Source organism: Lentzea kristufekii, assembly GCF_033949925.1.
In the GTDB taxonomy this organism is placed as follows: domain Bacteria; phylum Actinomycetota; class Actinomycetes; order Mycobacteriales; family Pseudonocardiaceae; genus Lentzea; species Lentzea kristufekii.
Window position 1 is genome coordinate 190991 of sequence record NZ_JAXAVV010000013.1, and the last position, 19378, is coordinate 210368.

Here is a 19378-nt window from a genome sequence, read left to right on the forward strand (position 1 = left end):
CGTCACTGCGTCCCGGCACCTCTGAAAGAGTGATCAATCGCAGGACATCTCGGCCGGGATCGCGGTGTCGACGGAGAAGTACTTCTTCTCGTCGCCGGGTGCGCCCGTGGAGGAGGCCGGGATGGGTTCGGTGAACTGCGGAGCGAGAAAGCCCTCCTTGGCCGCCTTGCACCCCATCGAGTAGTAGTAGTTGTCCAGCGAGGACAGCCACAGGCCGTCCGGCATCACCAGGTACGTGGCCTGCTCGCGGGTGGCCGCGACCATGTCCAGCTGGCTCAACAGCTTCTTGGGGTCCGGCGGCTCGAACGCGTACGCGAACACGTAGTCCGTCATCACGGCCGGATAGCCGTCCTTCTCGCCGAGCGACATCTTCCCGGACACCTTGATGCCGTTGGGCAGCAGCTTCGTGCCCGGCTTCAGCCTCGTCACCCAGCTCGCGAGGCCGTCTTTCGCCACGTGCTCGCGCATCTGCGGTGAGAGCATCGCGACGAACCTGTCCGGCTTGTGCTCGCTGAGCGTGGCCGGGTCCAGTCGTGACGCGATGATGGCCTGCTTGACCTGCTCGAACACGGGGTTGGCGTCCGGTGCGACGATGCCCTTCTCGCCGTCGGCCCACTGCTCGGCGGGCGTGTTCGCGAACGGGATCTGCACGTTCGCGCCGACGTGGGGCAGGTCCACGTCCGGCAGCGAGATGTCGCGGACGTCGCCGAACCTGCCCGTCTGGTACAGCCCGAACAGCACCGCGCCGATGACGACGAGGGCGACGGCGGAGACGATCTTGCCGCCGTGCCTGCGCATCCGTGCCTGGCGGCGCTGTTTGCGGACGTCCCGTCTGGCCCGTCTGTTCGCGGCGCGGATCCAGGCCGCGTCCTTCAGGTCAGGATGGTCTTCGAGATCGTGACTCATGTGTTCCCCCAGGATGATCGGCGCACATCATCGGTCACGGGAGATCACGTCGTCGACGGGGTCCCGGTTGCCGCCGTGCCGTTATCAGGTATCTCGTTTCAAGTCGAGACCCCGGGCTCCGTAGACTTCTGCGCTGTGACTGAACTCGACACCGCAACCCAGCGTCCTGACCTCCCCGCCGCGTGGACTCCGGCGGAGGTAGAGGCGGAGCTGTACCAGCGGTGGGTCGACCGGCGGTACTTCGAGGCGGACGTCAAGAGCGACAAGCCGCCGTTCACGATCGTGCTGCCCCCGCCGAACGTCACCGGCAGCCTGCACATGGGCCACGCCATGAACCACAGCGTGATGGACGCGCTGTCGAGGCGCCGCCGCATGCAGGGCTACGAGGTGCTGTGGCTGCCGGGCATGGACCACGCCGGCATCGCGACGCAGAACGCCGTCGAGCGCGACCTCGCGAAGCAGGGCCTGTCGCGGCAGGACCTCGGGCGCGAGAAGTTCGTCGAGCGCGTCTGGGAGTGGAAAGAGGAGTACGGCGGCAAGATCCTCGACCAGATGAAGCGGCTCGGCGACGGCATCGACTGGTCGCGTGAGCGCTTCACCATGGACGAGGGGCTGTCGCGCGCCGTCCAGACGATCTTCAAGAAGATGTACGACGACGGCCTGATCTACCAGGCCGAGCGGATCATCAACTGGTGCCCGCGCTGCCAGACCGCCCTGTCGGACATCGAGGTCGACCACAGCGAGGACGAGGGCGAGCTCGTCTCGATCCGGTACGGCGACGGGGAGAACTCGATCGTCGTCGCGACCACGCGCGCCGAGACGATGCTGGGTGACACCGCGGTCGCCGTCCACCCGGACGACGAGCGCTACCAGCACCTCATCGGCACCGAGGTCGAGCTGCCGCTGACCGGTCGTCGCATCCCGATCGTCGCCGACGCGCACGTCGACCCGAAGTTCGGCACGGGCGCCGTCAAGGTCACGCCCGCCCACGACCCGAACGACTTCGAGATCGGCCAGCGCCACGGCCTGCCGAACCTCACGATCATGGACGGCCGCGCCACGATCACCGCGAACGGCCCGTTCCTCGGCCTCGACCGCTTCGAGGCGCGTCCGGCGATCGTCGCCGCGCTGCGCGCCGAGGGCCGGATCGTCGCGGAGAAGCGGCCGTACGTCCACTCCGTCGGGCACTGCTCGCGGTGCAACACGGTCGTCGAGCCGCGCCTGTCGCTGCAGTGGTGGGTCAAGGTCGAGACCATCGCCGAGGCCGCGTCCGCCGCCGTCCGCGACGGCCGCACCAAGATCCACCCGGCCGAGCTGAACAAGCGGTACTTCGACTGGACCGACAACCTGCACGACTGGTGCATCTCGCGTCAGCTGTGGTGGGGCCACCGGATCCCGGTCTTCTACGGCCCCGACGGCGAGGTCGTCTGCGTCGGACCGGACGACGAGGTGCCCACCGGTGAGGGCTGGCGTCAGGACGAGGACGTCCTCGACACGTGGTTCTCCTCGGGCCTGTGGCCGTTCTCGACCCTGGGCTGGCCGGAGTCCACCGAGGACCTCAAGAAGTTCTACCCGACCTCGGTCCTCTCGACCGGCTACGACATCCTGTTCTTCTGGGTCGTCCGGATGATGATGTTCGGCCTGTACGCGATGGACGAGGTCCAGCCGTTCGACCACGTCTTCCTGCACGGTCTGATCCGCGACCAGTACGGCAAGAAGATGTCGAAGTCCAAGGGCAACGGCATCGACCCGCTGGACTGGATGGAGCGCTACGGCGCCGACGCCACCCGCTTCACGCTGCTGCGCGGCACGAACCCCGGTTCGGACATGGCCGTCGCCGAGGAGTGGGCGGCGGGGTCCCGCAACTTCACCACGAAGCTGTGGAACGCCACGCGGTTCGCGCTGGCCAACGGTGCGACGGTGGCCCGTCCGCTGCCCGCCCGCGAGGAGCTGACGGCGGCCGACCGCTGGATCCTCGACGAGCTCGACGCGCTGGTGTCCACTGTGGACTCCAACTTCGAGGCGTTCCAGTTCTCCCGTGCCTGCGAGGCGCTGTACAGCTTCACGTGGGACGAGTTCTGCGACTGGTACCTGGAGATCGCGAAGGTCCAGATCGCGGAGGGCCGCGCCGAGGCCACGCAGTCCGTCCTGGGTCATGTCCTCGACGTCGTCCTGCGTCTGCTGCACCCGGCGATCCCGTTCATCACCGAGACGCTGTGGACGTCGCTGACCGGCGGTGAGTCGCTGGTGGTCGCCGACTGGCCGAAGGCGTCCGGCGCCGAGCGCGACCTCGACGCGCTGGCCGAGATCGAGGGCCTGAAGAAGCTCGCGACCGAGATCCGCCGGTTCCGTTCCGAGCAGGGCCTCAAGCCCGGCCAGAAGGTCGCGGGCAAGGTCCGCGGTGCGTGCTGCGTCGGCCTGACCGACCAGGTCCCGTCGGTCCGCGCGATGACGCGGCTGACCGAGCCGGGCGAGGAGTTCACCGTCTCCGCGACGCTGGAGGTCGGCCTGCCCAAGGGCGCGGTGAAGGTCGAGCTGGACCTGTCCGGCACGATCGACGTCGCGGCCGAGCGCAAGCGCCTCGCCAAGGACCTGGCCGCGGCGCAGAAGGAACTCGAGGGCACGACGAAGAAGCTGGGCAACGAGGCGTTCCTCGCCAAGGCGCCCGCCGACGTCAAGGCCAAGATCGAGGACCGCAAGGCCGTCGCCGAGTCCGAGATCGCCCGCATCAACGAGCGCCTGGCCGCGCTGCCGGAGGCGTAAGAACCGTGGAAACCAACCTCGACGAGTTCCTCGACGTCGAGAACGAGCTCAACCAGCGCTGGCCCGAGACCAAGCTCGAGCCGTCGCTGGACCGCATCTCCGCACTCGCCCACGTGCTGGGCGACCCGCAGACGTCCTACCCGGTCGTGCAGCTGACGGGCACGAACGGCAAGACGTCGACGTCGCGCATGGTCGATGCGCTCTTCACGCGCATCGGCCTGCGCACCGGTCGGTTCACGAGCCCGCACCTGCAGCTCGCGACCGAGCGGATCAGCATCGACAACCAGCCGATCTCGCCTGAGCGCTACGTCGAGGTCTACCGCGACATCGAGCCGTACCTCGCGATGGTGGACTCCCAGTCCGAGATCCGGCTGAGCAAGTTCGAGGTGCTCACCGGCATGGCCTACGCGGCCTTCGCGGAAGCGCCGGCGGACGTCGCCGTGGTCGAGGTCGGCATGGGCGGCACGTGGGACGCGACGTCCATCGTGGACACCCGAGTCGCCGTGCTCACCCCGATCGGTGTCGACCACACCGAGTACCTGGGCAACCGTCCCGAGGACATCGCGGTGGAGAAGTCCGGCATCATCAAGCCGGGCTCCGTCGCGATCGTCGGCGAGCAGACGCCCGAGGTCATGAGGGTGATCCTCGAACGCGTCGCCGAGGTGGACGCGATGGTGGCCCGTTTCGGCAGCGAGTTCGGCGTCCTGTCGAGGTCGGTGGCCGTCGGCGGCCAGATGATCACGCTGCAGGGCCTGGGCGGCGTCTACGAGGACATCTTCCTGCCGCTGCACGGCCAGCACCAGGCAGCGAACGCCGCGCTGGCGCTGGCCGCCGTCGAGGCGTTCTTCGGCGCGGGCCCCGAGCGCAAGATCGACATCGAGATGGTCCGCGAGGGCTTCGCCTCGGTCGTCACGCCGGGCCGCCTGGAGCGCGTCCGTTCCGCGCCCAACGTCTTCGTGGACGCCGCGCACAACCCGCACGGCGCCGCCGCTCTGGCCCGCGCACTGGAGTCGGAGTTCGGCTTCCGCAAGCTCGTGGCCGTGGTGGCCGTCATGTCCGACAAGGACGCCGAGGGCATCCTCGCCGCGCTGGAGCCGGTCGTGCAGGAACTGGTGATCACCACCAACTCCTCGCCCCGCGCCATGGACCCGGACGTGCTGGCCGGCCTGGCCGTGCCGATCTTCGGCGAGGACCGCTTCGAGGTGCGTCCCCGCCTGGTCGACGCCATCGAGGAAGCCATCCACCTCATCGAGGACGAACAGTCCGGCGGCGGCATCATCGTCACCGGTTCCGTCGTCACCGCCGGTGAGGCCCGCGCCCTGTTCGGAAAGGAGCCGGCATGACCACCCCGGCCCCTCTGAAGAAAGACCCGATGAAGGCGTTCCGGGGCATCATGGCCGGCACGCTGATCCTCGAGGTCATCGTCGTGGCCCTGGCCCTGCCCGTGATCGCCAAGCTGCACGGCGGCGTCACGTCCCTGGTGGGCTGGGTCGCGTTCGGCTTCATCGCGGTGTTCATCGCGATGTGCGCCTTCGTCCGCAAGCCGTGGGCGATCGGCGCCGTCGTGGGGCTGCACGTGCTGCTGATCGCCACCTGGCTGCTGCTGCCGGCGATGGGCGTGATCGGCGTGATCTTCGGGCTCGTCTGGGCGTACCTGCTGTGGCTGCGCAAGGACCTGCTCAAGCGCATGGCCGAGGGCCGGCTTCCGGCGCAGCAACAACAGCAGCAGTCCGAACAGCAGTCCTGACGGAGCGCATTTCCGCGCAATTCGACAACAACGCCTTCGAACGAATTCCACATTCGTACCCTCGCTCGTCGCAATGCGACGGCGAGGGTTCTTCGTATTCACCCGTTCGTGCTTCGAAACCAGGACTGGCCCCCCGACCTGGCGCTATGCTGCTGGGCGCACGAATCTGCGGGGAGGGCACTGGGGATGAGTGGGACCAAGGTCGATCTGGAGACGCTGCGCGCGGCTATCAAGGAGTACGAGTCGATCAAGGAAGACCTCGTGGTCGCTCAACTCAACGGCGAGGTCCTGACGACCATCAAGGGCGCCGGCCGGGACACCCCGAGCCAGGTCTACGCGAACTGGGCGAATGCCGCGGGCAAGGGGCACCAGCTGTCCAACGACCAGTTGCAGAAGACCCTGACCACCCGGATCGAGAACCTGAAGGCGACGCTGCGCCAGTACGAGCAGACCGAGCAGGGCAACCGGGACAACCTCAAGTAGAAGGACTGAGCTGTTGCGCATCCGAACCATCGCCGCAGGAGCCGCAGCACTCGCACTGCTGACCGGCTGCGGCGACAGCGGTGGCACGACCGGCACGCCGACCACCGCCACCCAGCCGAGCGGCACCGGCAACGGCGGCGGAGCTCCCAAGATCGAGAACCCGCTCGACGTGAAGGCCGCCGAATCCGCCGCGTGCGGCACGCTCACCCCGGCTCAGGTGCAGGCCTTCGGACTTCCCGGAGTCACCGGCAGGGTGAACAACACCGCGGCCGGCGGGGGATGCGTCTGGGTGGGGGTGAACACCCCGGCGAAGATGTCGCCCGGGCTCGCGTTCCTGCCGGACGGCACGAACCTCTCCACCATCCTCCCCAACAAGGACACGACCTACGAGGCGTTCGAGCAGTTGCCCGCGATCCAGGGCTACCCGGCCTACATGGCGCTGGTCGCGGATCTCCGCAAGAGCGGGGACTGTTCCGTCCTGGTCGGGGTTTCCGACGTGAAAGCGATCCTCTTCTCGTTCCAGAGCGAAGAAGGCAGCCCCAAGTTCGCGGACCCGTGTGCCGCGGTCACCGAGTTCGCCGATCTCGCCATCACCACGATCAAGGCAGGTGCGAAATGACACGGCCCGCGCCCAGCTGTTTCACCGAGGACAACACCAGAGCCGAGGGGCTTTCGGGAGCGCAGATCTACTCCCAGATGCACGGCGGCCCCGGCACCGGGTCGGCGCAGATCGCGGCCACCACCGCGAAGGACCTGGAGCGCAGCTACGCCGGCATCGAGGCCAGGCTGAAGCGGGTCGGCGAGACGCTGGGTGAGGCGTGGACCGGTTCGAGCGCGGACGCCGCTCAGGCCGCCGCCAACCCGATCAACCAGGCCATGGTCCAGATGCAGGACGCCCTGCGGCAGGCCGACCACTCCATCTCGAACCAGGTCTACCAGTTCAACTTCAACAAGAACCAGCTCAAGGACATGCCGGCGAGCAAGCCGGACACGAGCTTCTGGGACGACGCGACCCCCTGGGACACCGACACCGAGGACAAGGTCAACAGCTACAACGCCGAAGAGGCCCACAACCGCGCGGTCTACAAGGAGTTCCAGAGCGCCAGCAACACCAACCGCGGTGAGCTGCCCAAGGAGTTCCCCGGCGTCACGACCGACAGCCTCGTGGTCGAGATCGCCGAAACCGGCGGCCACAACGGCGAAGAGAAGACCACGACGAGCAGCACGACGAACACGCGGACGTCGAGCACCTCGAGCAGTTCCTCGACCAGCACGCAGCAGAGCACGACCGGCACCCCCTGGACCGTGCCGACCACCAACGGCGACCAGACCACCACCAGCTCGTCGGACACCACGAACACCAGCAACACCAGCAACACCAGCAGGCCCGGTGTCGACAACCTCACCGGCAAGCCCCCGGTCGGCAGCGTGATCGACCGGCCGGCCAACACCGGCCTCCCGCCCATCGGCGTGCCCGTCCGCCCGAACATCGGCGGTCCGAACGGCCCCGGCGGCCCGGGAGGTCCTGGCGGCAGTGGCCGCGGCGGCGTCGGCGGCGGCCCCGGTGCGGGCGGCAAGTTCGGCGGTGGCAGCGGTGCCGGAGGTGCCGGAGGCAAGGTCGGTGGCGGCGGCCTCGGCGGAGTCGGTGGCGGCAGCGCGACGGCCGGTGGCACGGCGGCCCAGCAGCCCGGAGGCAAGGCCGGGGTGTTCGGCGGCATCGGCGAGACCGGCCAGAACGCGGCCCGCGGCACAGCGGCAGGCGCGGCGGGACGAGGCGGCGCGGCCGGCATGGGCGGCATGGGTGGTCAAGGGCAGAAGGGCCAGGGAGAAGACGACCTGGAGCACAAGTCCGCCGACTACCTCGTCACCGAGGAGAACACGAACGAGATCATCGGCGACATGCCGATGGTCGCACCGCCGACGATCGGGGGCTGACGTGCTTCGGTCGTCGATCCAACTGTCCGACCTCGCCTTCGACGTGTTGTGGAAGCAGGAGAAGCTGGGGCAGTACCACCCCGCGCTCTCCGTCGACTCGCCCGGCGAGACCGAGGACGAACGCGTGCTCATCGAGCGCGACGTCATCGGTGAGCTGCGCCGGGTCGGGCTCGACCACCCGGACGTCCGGGGCACGCTGCACCTGATCGCCAAGGCGGAGCACGACTACTCGGCCTGGATCGCGGTCACGCCGAACGAGACCAGGCCCGTGGTGGTCGCGGCGAACTCGCAGCACGGTGTGCTCGCCCTGCACGACAACGGGTTCGTGCAGCTGCACCCGATCCGGCCGGAGAACGCGCCGGAGGTCCTCGCGATGCAGCTGCCGGACGTTCCGGCGGGCCGCGGCGCGTCGATCAACGTGCACGAGACCGAGATCAACCTGCACCAGCCGGGCAAGGCGTCGCCGTCGATCTCGCTGCGCCAGCTGCTCGCCCAGCCCCGCAACGGCACGGCGAAGCTCTACGCGGCGAAGCACGACGGCGAGGGCAGGCAGCGCGCCAAGACCTTCCTCACCACGATCGACTTCGAGGACGGCCGCTGGCTCGTGGTCAAGTACACCGACCAGAACCAGCAGACGTGGGTGCACGCCACCCCGGCGTCGCGCCAGATCATCACCGACTGGCTCAAGCGCCTCGCATAACGGATTTACCGTCCCATAACCGGACTGCACCAGCGTCGTGGCTGTGAGAAAGCCATTCGCCATCGCCGCCGCACTGGCCGCGACGCTGCTGTCCGTCGGTGCCGGCACCGCCAACGCCGAGACCGTCCCCGGTTGTGCCTCTGCCAAGCAGATCGGCAGCACGGGGTACGTGAAGTACCAGGGCGCGACCATCGCGTCGGTCAAGCAGTTCGCCGGGTGCGGCAAGAACTTCGCCTACACCTGGGTCTGGGACTCCTACGCCAGGAACCACTCCTACCGCGTCTCGAACTGGATCGCGGTGATCGACGGCGGAGAGGAGTACCCCGGTGGCGACATCCGCAGCGGCACCAGGCAGGAGCTGTGGGGTGCCGGCGCGACCACGCTCGACAAGTGCACCCGCGCGGTCTCCAGCGTGACGGTGCCGGGCGGCGGCTACGTCTCGGGCTGGACCGACCTGCGCTGCTGAAGTTCACCCCGGGTTTCAGAGCCGGCCAGAACCGGCGACTAGAAACCGCGCATGACCTTCGACCGTCGTACGTTGTTCAAGGCAGGCGCACTCGGGACGGCCGCGGCGCTGGTGCCCTCGGGCATCAGCCTCGCGAAGTCCGACCGTCCGATCCTCACCCACGGCGTGCAGTCCGGCGACGTCACCTGGGACGGCGGCATCGTGTGGACGCGCGCCGACCGTCCCTCGCGGATGTTCGTCGAGGTGTCCCACGACCCGAAGTTCCGGCACTCCCGCCGCCTCCGCGGTCCGTTGCTCACACCCGAGACAGGGGGCACCGGGCAGGTCAGGGTGTCGAGCCTGCTGCCCGGCCGCACCGCCCACTACCGCGTGACGGCCGAGGACCTGGACGGACGCACGTGCAGCGAACCGGTCACCGGCAGCTTCACCACCGCCCCGCTCGGTCGCGACGACGTGCGGTTCGTGTGGTCCGGCGACGTCGCGGGCCAGGGCTGGGGCATCAACCCGGACATCGGTGGCATGCCGATCTTCAAGGCGATGGCCGACCGCAGGCCGGACTTCTTCATCCACAGCGGCGACAGCGTCTACTCCGACGGTCCGATGCAGGCGAGCGTGACGCTCCCGGACGGCCGGATCTGGCGCAACGTCGTCACGCCGGAGAAGTCCAAGGTGGCCGAGACCCTCGACGAGTACCGCGGCCAGTTCGCCTACAACTTCCTCGACGACAACGTGAAGCACTTCGCCTCCCAGGTCCCCGTCTTCGCGCAGTGGGACGACCACGAGGTCACGAACAACTGGTATCCGGGCGAGATCCTCACCAGCCCGCTCTACACCGAGAAGCGCGTGGACGTGTTGGCACAGCGGGCTTTCCAGGCGTTCCACGAGTGGATGCCGATCGACCGGACGCGTGCGGTGGACGGCCGCGTCCACCGGAAGTTCTCCTACGGCCGCAACGTCGAGATCTTCGTGCTCGACATGCGCACCTACAAGGACAGGAACACCTCGCCCAAGGACAAGCCGGGCGTGATCCTCGGCGCCCAGCAGGCGAAGTGGCTCGTCGACGGGCTCAGCCGCAGCACCGCCACGTGGAAGATCATCGCGGCGGACCTCCCGATCGGCCTGACCGTGCCGGACGGCACCGACGTCGAGGGCGTCGCGAACGGCCTGCCGGGCGCGCCCAACGGCCGCGAGCACGAGATCGCGTGGGTGCTCAGGGAACTCAAGCGTCGTCGCGTCAAGAACACCGTGTGGCTCACGGCGGACGTCCACTACACGGCCGCGCACCACTATTCGCCCGACCGCGCGGCCGTGGGCGACTTCGACCCGTTCTGGGAGTTCGTGTCCGGACCGCTGCACGCCGGTGCGTTCGGCCCGAACACGCTCGACCCGACCTTCGGACCGCAGGCCGTGTTCGTGCACGCCCCGCCCGCCGCCAACACCACGCCGCTGGACGGGTTCCAGCACTTCGGCGAGGTCAAGGCGTCGCAGCACGAGCTCACGGTGTGGCTGCGCGACGCGACCGGCGCCTCCCTCTGGTCCAAAACGCTCAGGGCCGCCTGACGGGAGTCGTAGGGTCGGTGGGTGCCCATCTCGTTCGACACCACCGGCTTCCGTCAGCTCGACCAGAACACCTGGCAGCACCCCAGCGGTGACCAGGCCGAACTGGCCTACTACGGCCTGGTCCCCGATCTGCCCGCCGGGCTGGACGACCTGCCGAGGCTCAGGCACGACCTCGCCCTGATCCACGGCGAGACCGGCTGCCTGATCGAGGCGCACGTCGTCCAGCTCGGAGGGGCGCCGGCACTGCTGCGGATCGTCAAGATGCCGCTGCCGAACCAGCCGAACGGGCAGGCGTTCGTCGCCTCCTTCACCATCCCCAAGGAGCACAGCAGCGCCGTGCTGCAGCTCGGCGCGGTGGAACGCGGCATGACGGGCGCGCGGGAGGCGATCCTCGCGGCCGAGATCGGCTTCCAGAACTGGGTCAAGCCGCACCCGTACGCGCCCGAACTGGAGGGCGTGCTGCCGTTCCACGCGGGCGACGATCCCCGCCACGACGCACGGTTCCCCGACCACCCGTTGACTCGTGTGCGGGCGTGGGCACATCACGTCGTCCGCACGGCACGGGTGGATCCGGGATTCGCCTCGCTGCCGCCGTTCCGGGTGCAGGCGCCGCCACCGCCGGTAGCACCTGGTCAGAGCCTCATCACGGCGCTGCCGAGCCTGCCGGTCAAGGGCTTCGTCGGCCTGCAGATCGGCGAGCGGACGACGTACTGGCGAACGACCGATCCGAAGCTCGTGGAGATGCTCGGCCGCGGGCTCATGGGCCGGTCGCCGCTCGCCGAGACCCGGTTCCGCGACATGCTCCTCATCGACGTCGAGACCGGCGAAGCGATGATTCCCGACCGCTTCACCACCAACGGCCAGATGACTGCGCACGGCACGCGCCTGCAGCAGGTCACGCTGCCCGAGGCCGACGCGGCGCTCTCCGACGACGACGTCATGGACGCCTTCAAGTGGGCCGGCCGGATGGCGGGGGTGGCGGCGGAACGCGGTGAGTTCCTGTCCCTGGAACCGATCGAGAACCAGGGCGAGCAGGCCGATCCGCACATCCTCCTGGCCGTGCAGCCGCACGAGGGCCAGCAGATGGTCATCGCCCAGTTCTCGCCGCCGCCGACCGAGGGGCCGCTGGCGGGCTCGCCGAGCCGCAGCGCGCCCGCGACGCCGGAGTCCGTCGAGGGCATCGGCGTGATCGCCGGGCTCGCGGTCAACGAGTGGCGCTCGCATCCGCTGCGGATGGCGATCACCTACCGACGTCCGGCAGGCTGATCGCAAACATTTGCAACGCCCGACGTATTGTTTCCTGCTGTTTGTCGTGGTTTCGTGCAGCAACCCTGCAAGAGTTTGCGACAAGGAGGTCGCGATGCGTCGGGTCGTCGCCGCGCTCGCTGCACTGGTTCTGCTTCCCCTCACACCCGTTCAGGCCGTTGCCGCTCCACCGCAACGTCTGGCCGTGGGGGAGGTGGTGGACATAGCGCCCGGTGTGCGCGACGGGGATGCGAGACTCGCGTTGCCGCCCAAGCGGGACGACCTGCGGGGCGAACGCTTCTACTTCGTGATGCCCGACCGGTTCGCGAACGGGGACACGGGCAACGACCGGGGCCGTTCGAAGGCCGCCGAGCACGGGTTCGACCCCGCTGACAAGGGCTTCTACCACGGTGGCGATCTCAAGGGCCTGCACCAGAAGCTCGACTACCTCGACGGCATGGGCATCACGGCGATCTGGATGACGCCGATGTTCCTGAACCGCTGGGTGCAGGGCGACTCCGCCGGCTACCACGGCTACTGGACGCTCGACTTCACCAAGCTGGACCCGCACTTCGGCACCACGCAGGAGATGCGCGACCTGATCCGTGACGCGCACCGGCGTGGCATCAAGGTCTTCTTCGACATCGTCGCGAACCACACCGCCGACGTGATCAAGTACGAGGAGAACAAGACCCAGTACGTCTCGACCGGTGCGCAGCCGTACCTGGACGCGGACGGCAAGCCGTTCGACATCGCGGACTACGCGGGCCGCAAGGACTTCCCGAAGCTCGACGCCCAGAAGTCCTTCCCGTACACCCCGGTCAGGGACGGCCAGACCAAGTACCCGTTGTGGCTCAACGACTCCACGCTCTACCACAACCGCGGTGACTCGACGTTCTCCGGCGAGTCGAGCGAACAGGGCGACTTCTCCGGCCTCGACGACCTGATGACCGAGCACCCGCGCGTGGTCAACGGCATGAAGGACATCTTCACCAGCTGGATCGACACGCTCGACATCGACGGCTACCGCGTCGACACCGTCAAGCACGTCAACCTGGAGTTCTGGCAGGCCCTCGCGCCGCACGTGAAGCAGTACGCGAACCGCAAGGGCAAGAAGGACTTCTTCGTGTTCGGCGAGGTCTTCGACTCCTCGCCCGAGAACACCTCCAAGTACACGACCGACGGCAGGATGCAGGCCACGCTGGACTTCCCGTTCCAGAGCAGCGCGCTGACCTTCCTGTCCGGCAAGGGCTCCCAGCGTCTCGGCGAGGTCCTGCTCGACGACGACCGCTACACCGACGCCGACTCCAACGCGTCCTCGCTGCCCACGTTCCTCGGCAACCACGACATGGGCCGCATCGCGTGGATGATCCGCAACGACCGTCCCGGCATCTCGGACGCCGAACTGCTGGAGCGGCTCAAGCTCGGCAACCAGCTGATGTACCTGTGGCGCGGCAACCCGGTCGTCTACTACGGCGACGAGCAGGGCTTCGCGGGCACGGGCGGCGACAAGCTGGCGCGCCAGGACATGTTCGCCTCGAAGACGCCGGAGTACGTGGCGGAGAAGCTGATCGGGTCCGATCGCACCGGCGCCCAGGACAACTTCACCACCTCGCACCCGCTCTACCAGCAGCTCAAGGCGCTGGCCGAGCAGGTCGACCGCGACCCCGTGTGGCGTGACGGCAACCAGGTGCTCCGCTACGCCGACGGCGACGTGTTCGCGTTCAGCCGCATCCTCGGCCGCGAGCACCTCGTCGTCGCGAACGCGGGCACCTCGCCCGCCACCGTGACCGTGCCGGTGTCCTCGCCGGGCTTCGAGAACGCGCAGGTCCAGAACGGCCGCGTCACGGTGACCGTGCCCGCGCTGTCCTCGGTGGTGCTCAAGGGCACCAGCGACGTCGTGAAGTCGAAGCCGGCGCCCGTCCTGGTCACCCCGGCGGCCGGAACGGTGCTGGACGAGCGCGTCGAGCTCAGGGCCGACGGCATCAGCGCGCCCAACGCGGCGGCCACGTTCGCCGCTCGGGTCGAGGGCACCCGCGACTGGACCGTGCTCGGCACCGACGACGCCGCTCCGTACCGCGTTTTCGCTGACCTGTCGGCACTTCCGGGCGCGGCCGTGGGCAAGCGCGTCGAGCTGCGCGTGGTGGCGAAGTCCGGCGAGATCGGCGCGGACGGTGCGTTCGTGTCGCTCGTGGCCGCGCCGCCGCTCCCGGATCCCGGCACGAAGAACCCGGACTGGCTGGTCGTGCACTACGCACGGGACAACTACGACGGCTGGGGCCTGCACGCCTGGGGCGACGTCGAGGCGCCGACCGAGTGGAACGCGCCGCTGCCGTTCGCGGGGGAGGACGCCTACGGGCGCTTCGCGTGGGTCAAGCTGAAGCCGGGCGCCAAGTCGGTCGGTCTCATCGCGCACAAGGGCGACGAGAAGGACACGTCGGTCGACCGGTTCGTCGACCCGAGCGTGACGCCGGAAATCTGGCTGAAGCAGGGCGACCCCGCGGTGCACGCGTCCGAGCAGGCGGCCACGGGCAAGGCGGTCGTGCACTACGTCGGCGACGCGACCGGAGCTGTGGTCCGCGTCTCCGGACGGGGTGACGTGCCGTTCACCAACGGTGTCGCGGAACTCCCGCCCACCACTGACTTCTCGGTCGTGCGCGGCACGACCGTGGAGGCTTCGGGCAAGTTCGCGAGCGGTCACGCGTGGGTGGCCGGTGGGAAGGTGCACGCCACGAAGGCGGCGGCCGAGAACCGGGCGGTCATCCACTACAACCGCCCGGACGGCGACTACGCGGACTGGACGATGTACCACTGGACGGGGTCCGCGGAGCCGTCACCGGGCTGGAACCAGTCGCGGGTGCCGGACGGGCGTGACCAGTTCGGCGTCTACTGGTCGGTGCCGCTCGCCGCCGGAGCCGCGGGGCTGAGCTACATCGTCCACCGCGGCGACGCCAAGGATCCCGGCCCCGACCAGTTCCTCGACCTGGGGCAGAAGGGCAACGAGGTGTGGCAGTTGCAGGGCAACGAGACCTACCTGCTGCCGCCCAACGCCGGTCCGGCCGCCGATGACGACCTGACCAAGGCCAAGGCGATCTGGATCTCGAAGGACAAGGTCGTCTGGGACGTGCCGTCGGTGCAGTCCGACGGCTACCGGCTGGAGTACGGCTCACGGGTGCTGCGGTTGTCTCCGACGACCGAGGAGGTGCCCGCGCAGTTCCCGCACCTCAAGGGCAAGCCGGTGTTCGCCGTCCGCGGGTTCGTCGACGAGGCGTTGCGGGACAAGCTCTCCGCCGTGCACGTCGACGCGGGTGGCGCGATCAGGCACCGCACGAGCGTGCAGATCGCGGGCGTGCTCGACGACCATTATGCCGCTGCCGCGACGAAACTGACGTTCGGGCCGACGTTCGACCACGGCCGCGCGTCGGTCAGGTTGTGGGCGCCCACCGCCCGGAACGTGAAGCTGCGGCTGTTCGACCAGCCCTCCGGCGAACCGAGGAAGGTCGTGCAGCTCAAGCGCGACGACGCTTCGGGTTCGTGGACCGGCACGGGCGACTGGAAGAACAAGTACTACCAGTTCGAGGTCACCGACTGGCAGCGCACGGTCGTCGTCACCGACCCGTACTCCGTCGCGCTGTCGGTGAACTCGACGCACTCGCAGTTCGCCGACCTCAAGGACAGCAGGTCCATGCCTGCCGGGTGGTCGAAGGACGTCGCCAAGGGCATGGGCGGCGCGATCACCGAGTTGCACGTGCGGGACTTCTCGATCAACGACCAGTCCGTCCCGGCGGCGGACCGCGGCACCTACAAGGCGTTCACGCACCGTGACTCGACGGGCATGAAGCACCTCAAGGCGCTGGCGGCGGCGGGCATGGACACCGTGCACCTGCTGCCGACGTTCGACATCGCGACGATTCCCGAGAAGCGCTCCGACCAGGCCACCCCGGCCTGCGACCTGCCCTCGCTGCCGGCTGACTCCGAGCAGCAGCAGGCCTGCGTCGGTGCCGTCGCGGCGAAGGACGGCTTCAACTGGGGCTACGACCCGTTCCACTACGACGTGCCCGAGGGCTCGTACGCCACGGCGGACGCGCAGAACGGCCAGGCCCGCTCGAAGCAGTACCGCGAGATGGTGAAGTCGTTGCACGACAACGGCAACCGCGTGGTGGTGGACGTCGTCTACAACCACACGGCCGCGTTCGGCGACGCACCGACGTCCGTGCTGGACAAGGTCGTGCCCGGCTACTACCAGCGGCTCAACCTCGACGGTTCGGTGGCGAACTCCACGTGCTGCGCGAACACGGCGACCGAGAACGCCATGATGGGCAAGCTCGTCGTGGACTCCGTGGTGCGCTGGGCGCGCAACTACAAGGTCGACGGGTTCCGGTTCGACCTGATGGGCCACCACCCGAAGGCGAACATCCTCGCGGTGCGGGCGGCTCTGGACGCGCTGACCGTCGAACGTGACGGCGTGGACGGGCGCAAGATCGGCGTCTACGGCGAGGGCTGGGACTTCGGCGAGGTCGCCGGCAACGCCCGGTTCGAGCAGGCCACCCAGGCGAACATGGCCGGGACGGGCATCGGCACGTTCAGCGACCGGTTGCGCGACGCCGTGCGCGGTGGCGGCCCGTTCGACGACGACCCGCGCGTGCAGGGCATCGGCTCCGGACTGGCAGGCGGCGTGAACTCCTCGCCCGCCAACGGGAACGTGGCCGCGCGGCTGGAGAACTACAGCGACCTGGTGAAGCTGGGCATGGCCGGCAACATGGCGTCGTACCGGTTCCAGTCGACGGCAGGGCCGGTGGTGTCCGGGCGGGACGTGCAGTACAACGGTTCGCCCGCCGGGTACACCGGGCAGCCGCTCGAGGCGATCACATACGTCGACGCGCACGACAACGAGACGTTGTTCGACGCGTTGGCCTACAAGCTCAAGCCCGAGACCTCGATGGCCGATCGCGTGAAGATGCAGACGGTCTCGCTGGCTCCGGCGTTGCTGGGGCAGGGGCGGCCGTTCGTGCACGCGGGCACCGAGTTCCTGCGCTCGAAGTCCTTGGACCGCAACAGCTACGACTCGGGTGACTGGTTCAACCCGTACGACCCGTCGTTGCGCGACAACGGTTTCGGCCGGGGCTTGCCTCCGAAGGCCGACAACGAGTCGAAGTGGCCGTACGCGAAGCCGTTGCTGAGCATGGCCAAGCCTTCGTCCGCGGACATGAGGGCCTCGCTCGACGCCACCCTGGAACTGCTGCGCATCCGCCAGTCGTCGCCCCTGTTCTCGCTGGGGTCGGCCGACCTGGTGCAGCAGAAGGTGTCCTTCCCCGCCGCGGAGTCCGGTGTGATCGTCATGCACGTCGACGACATGGCCGGCCCCGACGTGGACGGCGCCCGCAAGGGAGTGCTCGTGGTGATCAACCCCTACGAGACGGACCGTCTCGTCTCGTTGCCCGCCGGCGACTGGAAGCCGCTGACCAGGGAGAAGAAGGTGGGAGCCGCGCGTTCGGTCGTGGTGCTGGAGCGATAGTCCCGCTGAGAAATAGTTTCGTTCCAGATTAGTTTGGTACCGTCGTGTCCATGGGCACGACGGGGTGTACTGACCTGATGATGCTGCTGCATCGGACGGGCCACGCGCTGGAGACGGAGCTGACGGCGAGGCTCGCGGAGATCGGACTGACTCCGCGAGCCCGCTGCGTTCTGTCCAGCGCGGTGGACGCGGGACTCACGCAGACCGAGATCGCCGACATGGTCAACATCGACAAGACGACCATGGTCGTGACGATGGACGCCCTTGAATCCGCCGGTTACGCGGAGCGAAAGCCGTCGCCGACAGACCGCCGTGCCCGCGTGGTGGTCGTGACCGAGCGAGGCCGCGAGATCGTGGCGAAGGCCGACGACCTGTACGCGGATGTTGTTGGCAGCGTGCTCGGCTCGTTGCCCGACGACGAGCGTGCGGGCCTGGTCAACGGCCTGACGAGGCTGGTCGAGGGCCGTCTGGGTACTCCCGTGGCCTGTGAGAAGCCGCCGCGCAAACGTGCGCTGCGTCATGCCGTTGGGTAGAAGATAGTCCCGTATAAAACTATCTGTTACGGTTCCTCTTATGACTTCAGGGGGATCGAGAACTGATTCGCGCTGGCTCGCGCTGATCGTGCTGTGCGCAGGGATGTTGATGATCGTGCTGGACCAGACGATCGTGAACGTCGCGCTGCCCGCGATCGCGGAAGACCTCAAGTTCGGCCAGGCGGGACTCGCCTGGGTCGTGAACGCGTACCTGATCGCCTACGGCGGTCTGCTCCTGCTCGCGGGTCGTCTGGGCGACCTGATCGGGCACAAGAAGGTGTTCCTGATCGGCCTGGGCGTCTTCACGGTGGCGTCGCTGCTGTGCGGGCTCTCGTTCAGCGCCGAGATGCTGATCATTTCGAGGTTCGTGCAGGGTGCGGGCGGTGCGCTCGCCACGTCCGTGACGCTGGGCATGGTCGTGACGATGTTCCCCGAGCCCAACGAGCAGAGGCGCGCCATTGGCGTGTTCAGCTTCGTCGCGGCGGCGGGCGCGTCCCTGGGCCTGCTGCTCGGCGGTGTGCTGACCGACGCCATGTCGTGGCACTGGATCTTCTTCGTGAACATCCCGATCGGCATCGTGGCCGCCGTGGCGGCCGTGCGTCTGGTGCCCGACTCGGTCGGTCTCGGCTTGCGTGAGGGCGCGGACGTCCTCGGCGCGCTGCTGATCGTGGCCGCGGTGATGCTCGGCGTCTACACGATCGTCAAGGCGGAGCACTACGGCTTCAACTCCGCGCACACGCTGGGGCTGGGCGCCGTCGCGCTGGCGTTGCTGGCGGGATTCGTGCAGCGCCAGCGGACCGCCGCGAAGCCGTTGCTGCCGTTGCGGGTGTTCAAGTCCCGCAACGTGACCGGCGCGAACCTGGTGCAGATCTCCATGGTCGCCGGCATGTTCGGCCTGTTCTTCCTCGGCACGCTGTACATGCAGCTCGTGCTGCAGTACACGCCGTTGCAGATCGGCCTGGCGTTCATGCCCGTTGCCGGCGCGATCGCGGTGTTCTCGGTGTCGCTCTCGGCACGCCTGAACACCCGCTTCGGCGAACGCAACATGCTGATCGTGGGCCTGCTGTTCATGCTGGCCGGCATGGTGGTGTTCACGCAGGTGCCGGTCGACGGCTCGTACGTCGCGCACATCCTGCCCGCCGTGGCACCGCTGGGCATCGGGCTGGGGCTGTCGTTCCCCGCGTTGATGACGCTGGCGATGTCCGGCGCCGCGCACGACGAGGCGGGCCTGGCGTCCGGTCTCGTGAACACGACCGCGCAGGTCGGTGGCGCCCTGGGACTGGCCGTGCTGGCCACGACCTCGACCACCTACACGTCGTCGCTGCTCGCCTCGGGCGTCGGTCGCCTGGAAGCCCTGACCTCGGGCTTCCACCTGGCGTTCTGGATCTCGGCGGCGCTCGTGACGGTGGCTCTCGGGCTGGCGGTGTTCGTGCTGCGGCAGGTCACCGTCGACCGCGAGGCCCAGCCCGTGCTGGTGCACTGACGAAACGCGGGTCGGTGGGTGACGCGTTGCCCACCGACCCGG

The 19378-nt window shown here is 68.5% G+C and carries 14 protein-coding genes; 13 read left to right on the forward strand and 1 reads right to left on the reverse strand.

All coding sequences use genetic code 11. The features are described from left to right. Nucleotides 1-33: 33 nt before the first annotated feature. Nucleotides 34-906 carry a hypothetical protein gene (locus SK571_RS26500; RefSeq protein ID WP_319986789.1) on the reverse strand — a complete coding sequence of 291 codons (873 nt, stop codon included), beginning with the start codon at nt 904-906 and terminating at the stop codon, nt 34-36. A gap of 135 nt (nt 907-1041) precedes the next feature. Here SK571_RS26500 and SK571_RS26505 point away from each other — a divergent pair, with 135 nt between their 5' ends. From SK571_RS26505 to SK571_RS26565, 13 genes are all read left to right on the forward strand, one after another. Then, on the forward strand, nt 1042-3669 hold the full coding sequence (locus SK571_RS26505) for a valine--tRNA ligase (RefSeq protein ID WP_319986790.1): 2628 nt from the start codon (nt 1042-1044) through the stop codon (nt 3667-3669). Nucleotides 3670-3674: 5 nt separating this feature from the next. After that, nucleotides 3675-5012 (forward strand): bifunctional tetrahydrofolate synthase/dihydrofolate synthase, encoded by a 1338-nt coding sequence (gene folC, locus SK571_RS26510; protein ID WP_319986791.1) that lies wholly within the window; start codon nt 3675-3677, stop codon nt 5010-5012. Further along, nucleotides 5009-5416: a DUF4233 domain-containing protein gene (locus tag SK571_RS26515; protein ID WP_319986792.1), complete on the forward strand. Its 408-nt coding sequence runs from the start codon at nt 5009-5011 to the stop codon at nt 5414-5416. Before folC ends, SK571_RS26515 begins: the two co-directional genes overlap by 4 nt. 186 nt (nt 5417-5602) lie before the next feature. Then, nucleotides 5603-5899, forward strand: coding sequence for a PE domain-containing protein (locus SK571_RS26520; RefSeq protein WP_319986793.1), 297 nt, complete (start codon nt 5603-5605; stop codon nt 5897-5899). A gap of 13 nt (nt 5900-5912) precedes the next feature. Then, nucleotides 5913-6518: a DUF3558 domain-containing protein gene (locus SK571_RS26525; RefSeq protein ID WP_319986794.1), complete on the forward strand. Its 606-nt coding sequence runs from the start codon at nt 5913-5915 to the stop codon at nt 6516-6518. Continuing rightward, nucleotides 6515-7834 (forward strand): PPE domain-containing protein, encoded by a 1320-nt coding sequence (locus SK571_RS26530; RefSeq protein ID WP_319986795.1) that lies wholly within the window; start codon nt 6515-6517, stop codon nt 7832-7834. Before SK571_RS26525 ends, SK571_RS26530 begins: the two co-directional genes overlap by 4 nt. Nucleotide 7835: 1 nt before the next feature. Further along, on the forward strand, nt 7836-8534 hold the full coding sequence (locus tag SK571_RS26535; protein WP_319986796.1) for an ESX secretion-associated protein EspG: 699 nt from the start codon (nt 7836-7838) through the stop codon (nt 8532-8534). 43 nt (nt 8535-8577) lie between these two features. Next, entirely contained in the window at nt 8578-9000 is a 423-nt protein-coding gene (locus tag SK571_RS26540) for a hypothetical protein (protein WP_319986797.1), read from the forward strand. Nucleotides 9001-9051: 51 nt separating this feature from the next. Further along, complete coding sequence (locus SK571_RS26545; protein WP_319986798.1) at nt 9052-10560, forward strand: alkaline phosphatase D family protein; 1509 nt, start codon at nt 9052-9054, stop codon at nt 10558-10560. Nucleotides 10561-10581: 21 nt separating this feature from the next. Beyond that, nucleotides 10582-11826 (forward strand): hypothetical protein, encoded by a 1245-nt coding sequence (locus SK571_RS26550; protein ID WP_319986799.1) that lies wholly within the window; start codon nt 10582-10584, stop codon nt 11824-11826. Between the two features lie 94 nt (nt 11827-11920). Continuing rightward, on the forward strand, nt 11921-17320 hold the full coding sequence (gene pulA, locus SK571_RS26555; RefSeq protein WP_319986800.1) for a pullulanase-type alpha-1,6-glucosidase: 5400 nt from the start codon (nt 11921-11923) through the stop codon (nt 17318-17320). 50 nt (nt 17321-17370) lie between these two features. Continuing rightward, on the forward strand, nt 17371-17853 hold the full coding sequence (locus tag SK571_RS26560; RefSeq protein WP_319986801.1) for a MarR family winged helix-turn-helix transcriptional regulator: 483 nt from the start codon (nt 17371-17373) through the stop codon (nt 17851-17853). Between the two features lie 40 nt (nt 17854-17893). Next, nucleotides 17894-19336 carry a DHA2 family efflux MFS transporter permease subunit gene (locus SK571_RS26565; RefSeq protein WP_319986802.1) on the forward strand — a complete coding sequence of 481 codons (1443 nt, stop codon included), beginning with the start codon at nt 17894-17896 and terminating at the stop codon, nt 19334-19336. Nucleotides 19337-19378 lie beyond the last annotated feature (42 nt).

What these genes read in the sequence shown, in the direction of transcription:
- SK571_RS26545 (WP_319986798.1), top strand. Translation starts at nt 9,052, where the DNA reads ATGACCTTCGACCGTCGTACGTTGTTCAAGGCAGGCGCACTCGGGACG.
- SK571_RS26520 (WP_319986793.1), top strand. Translation starts at nt 5,603, where the DNA reads ATGAGTGGGACCAAGGTCGATCTGGAGACGCTGCGCGCGGCTATCAAG.
- pulA (WP_319986800.1), top strand. Translation starts at nt 11,921, where the DNA reads ATGCGTCGGGTCGTCGCCGCGCTCGCTGCACTGGTTCTGCTTCCCCTC.
- SK571_RS26500 (WP_319986789.1), bottom strand. Translation starts at nt 906, where the DNA reads ATGAGTCACGATCTCGAAGACCATCCTGACCTGAAGGACGCGGCCTGG.
- SK571_RS26515 (WP_319986792.1), top strand. Translation starts at nt 5,009, where the DNA reads ATGACCACCCCGGCCCCTCTGAAGAAAGACCCGATGAAGGCGTTCCGG.
- SK571_RS26530 (WP_319986795.1), top strand. Translation starts at nt 6,515, where the DNA reads ATGACACGGCCCGCGCCCAGCTGTTTCACCGAGGACAACACCAGAGCC.
- SK571_RS26565 (WP_319986802.1), top strand. Translation starts at nt 17,894, where the DNA reads ATGACTTCAGGGGGATCGAGAACTGATTCGCGCTGGCTCGCGCTGATC.
- SK571_RS26560 (WP_319986801.1), top strand. Translation starts at nt 17,371, where the DNA reads ATGGGCACGACGGGGTGTACTGACCTGATGATGCTGCTGCATCGGACG.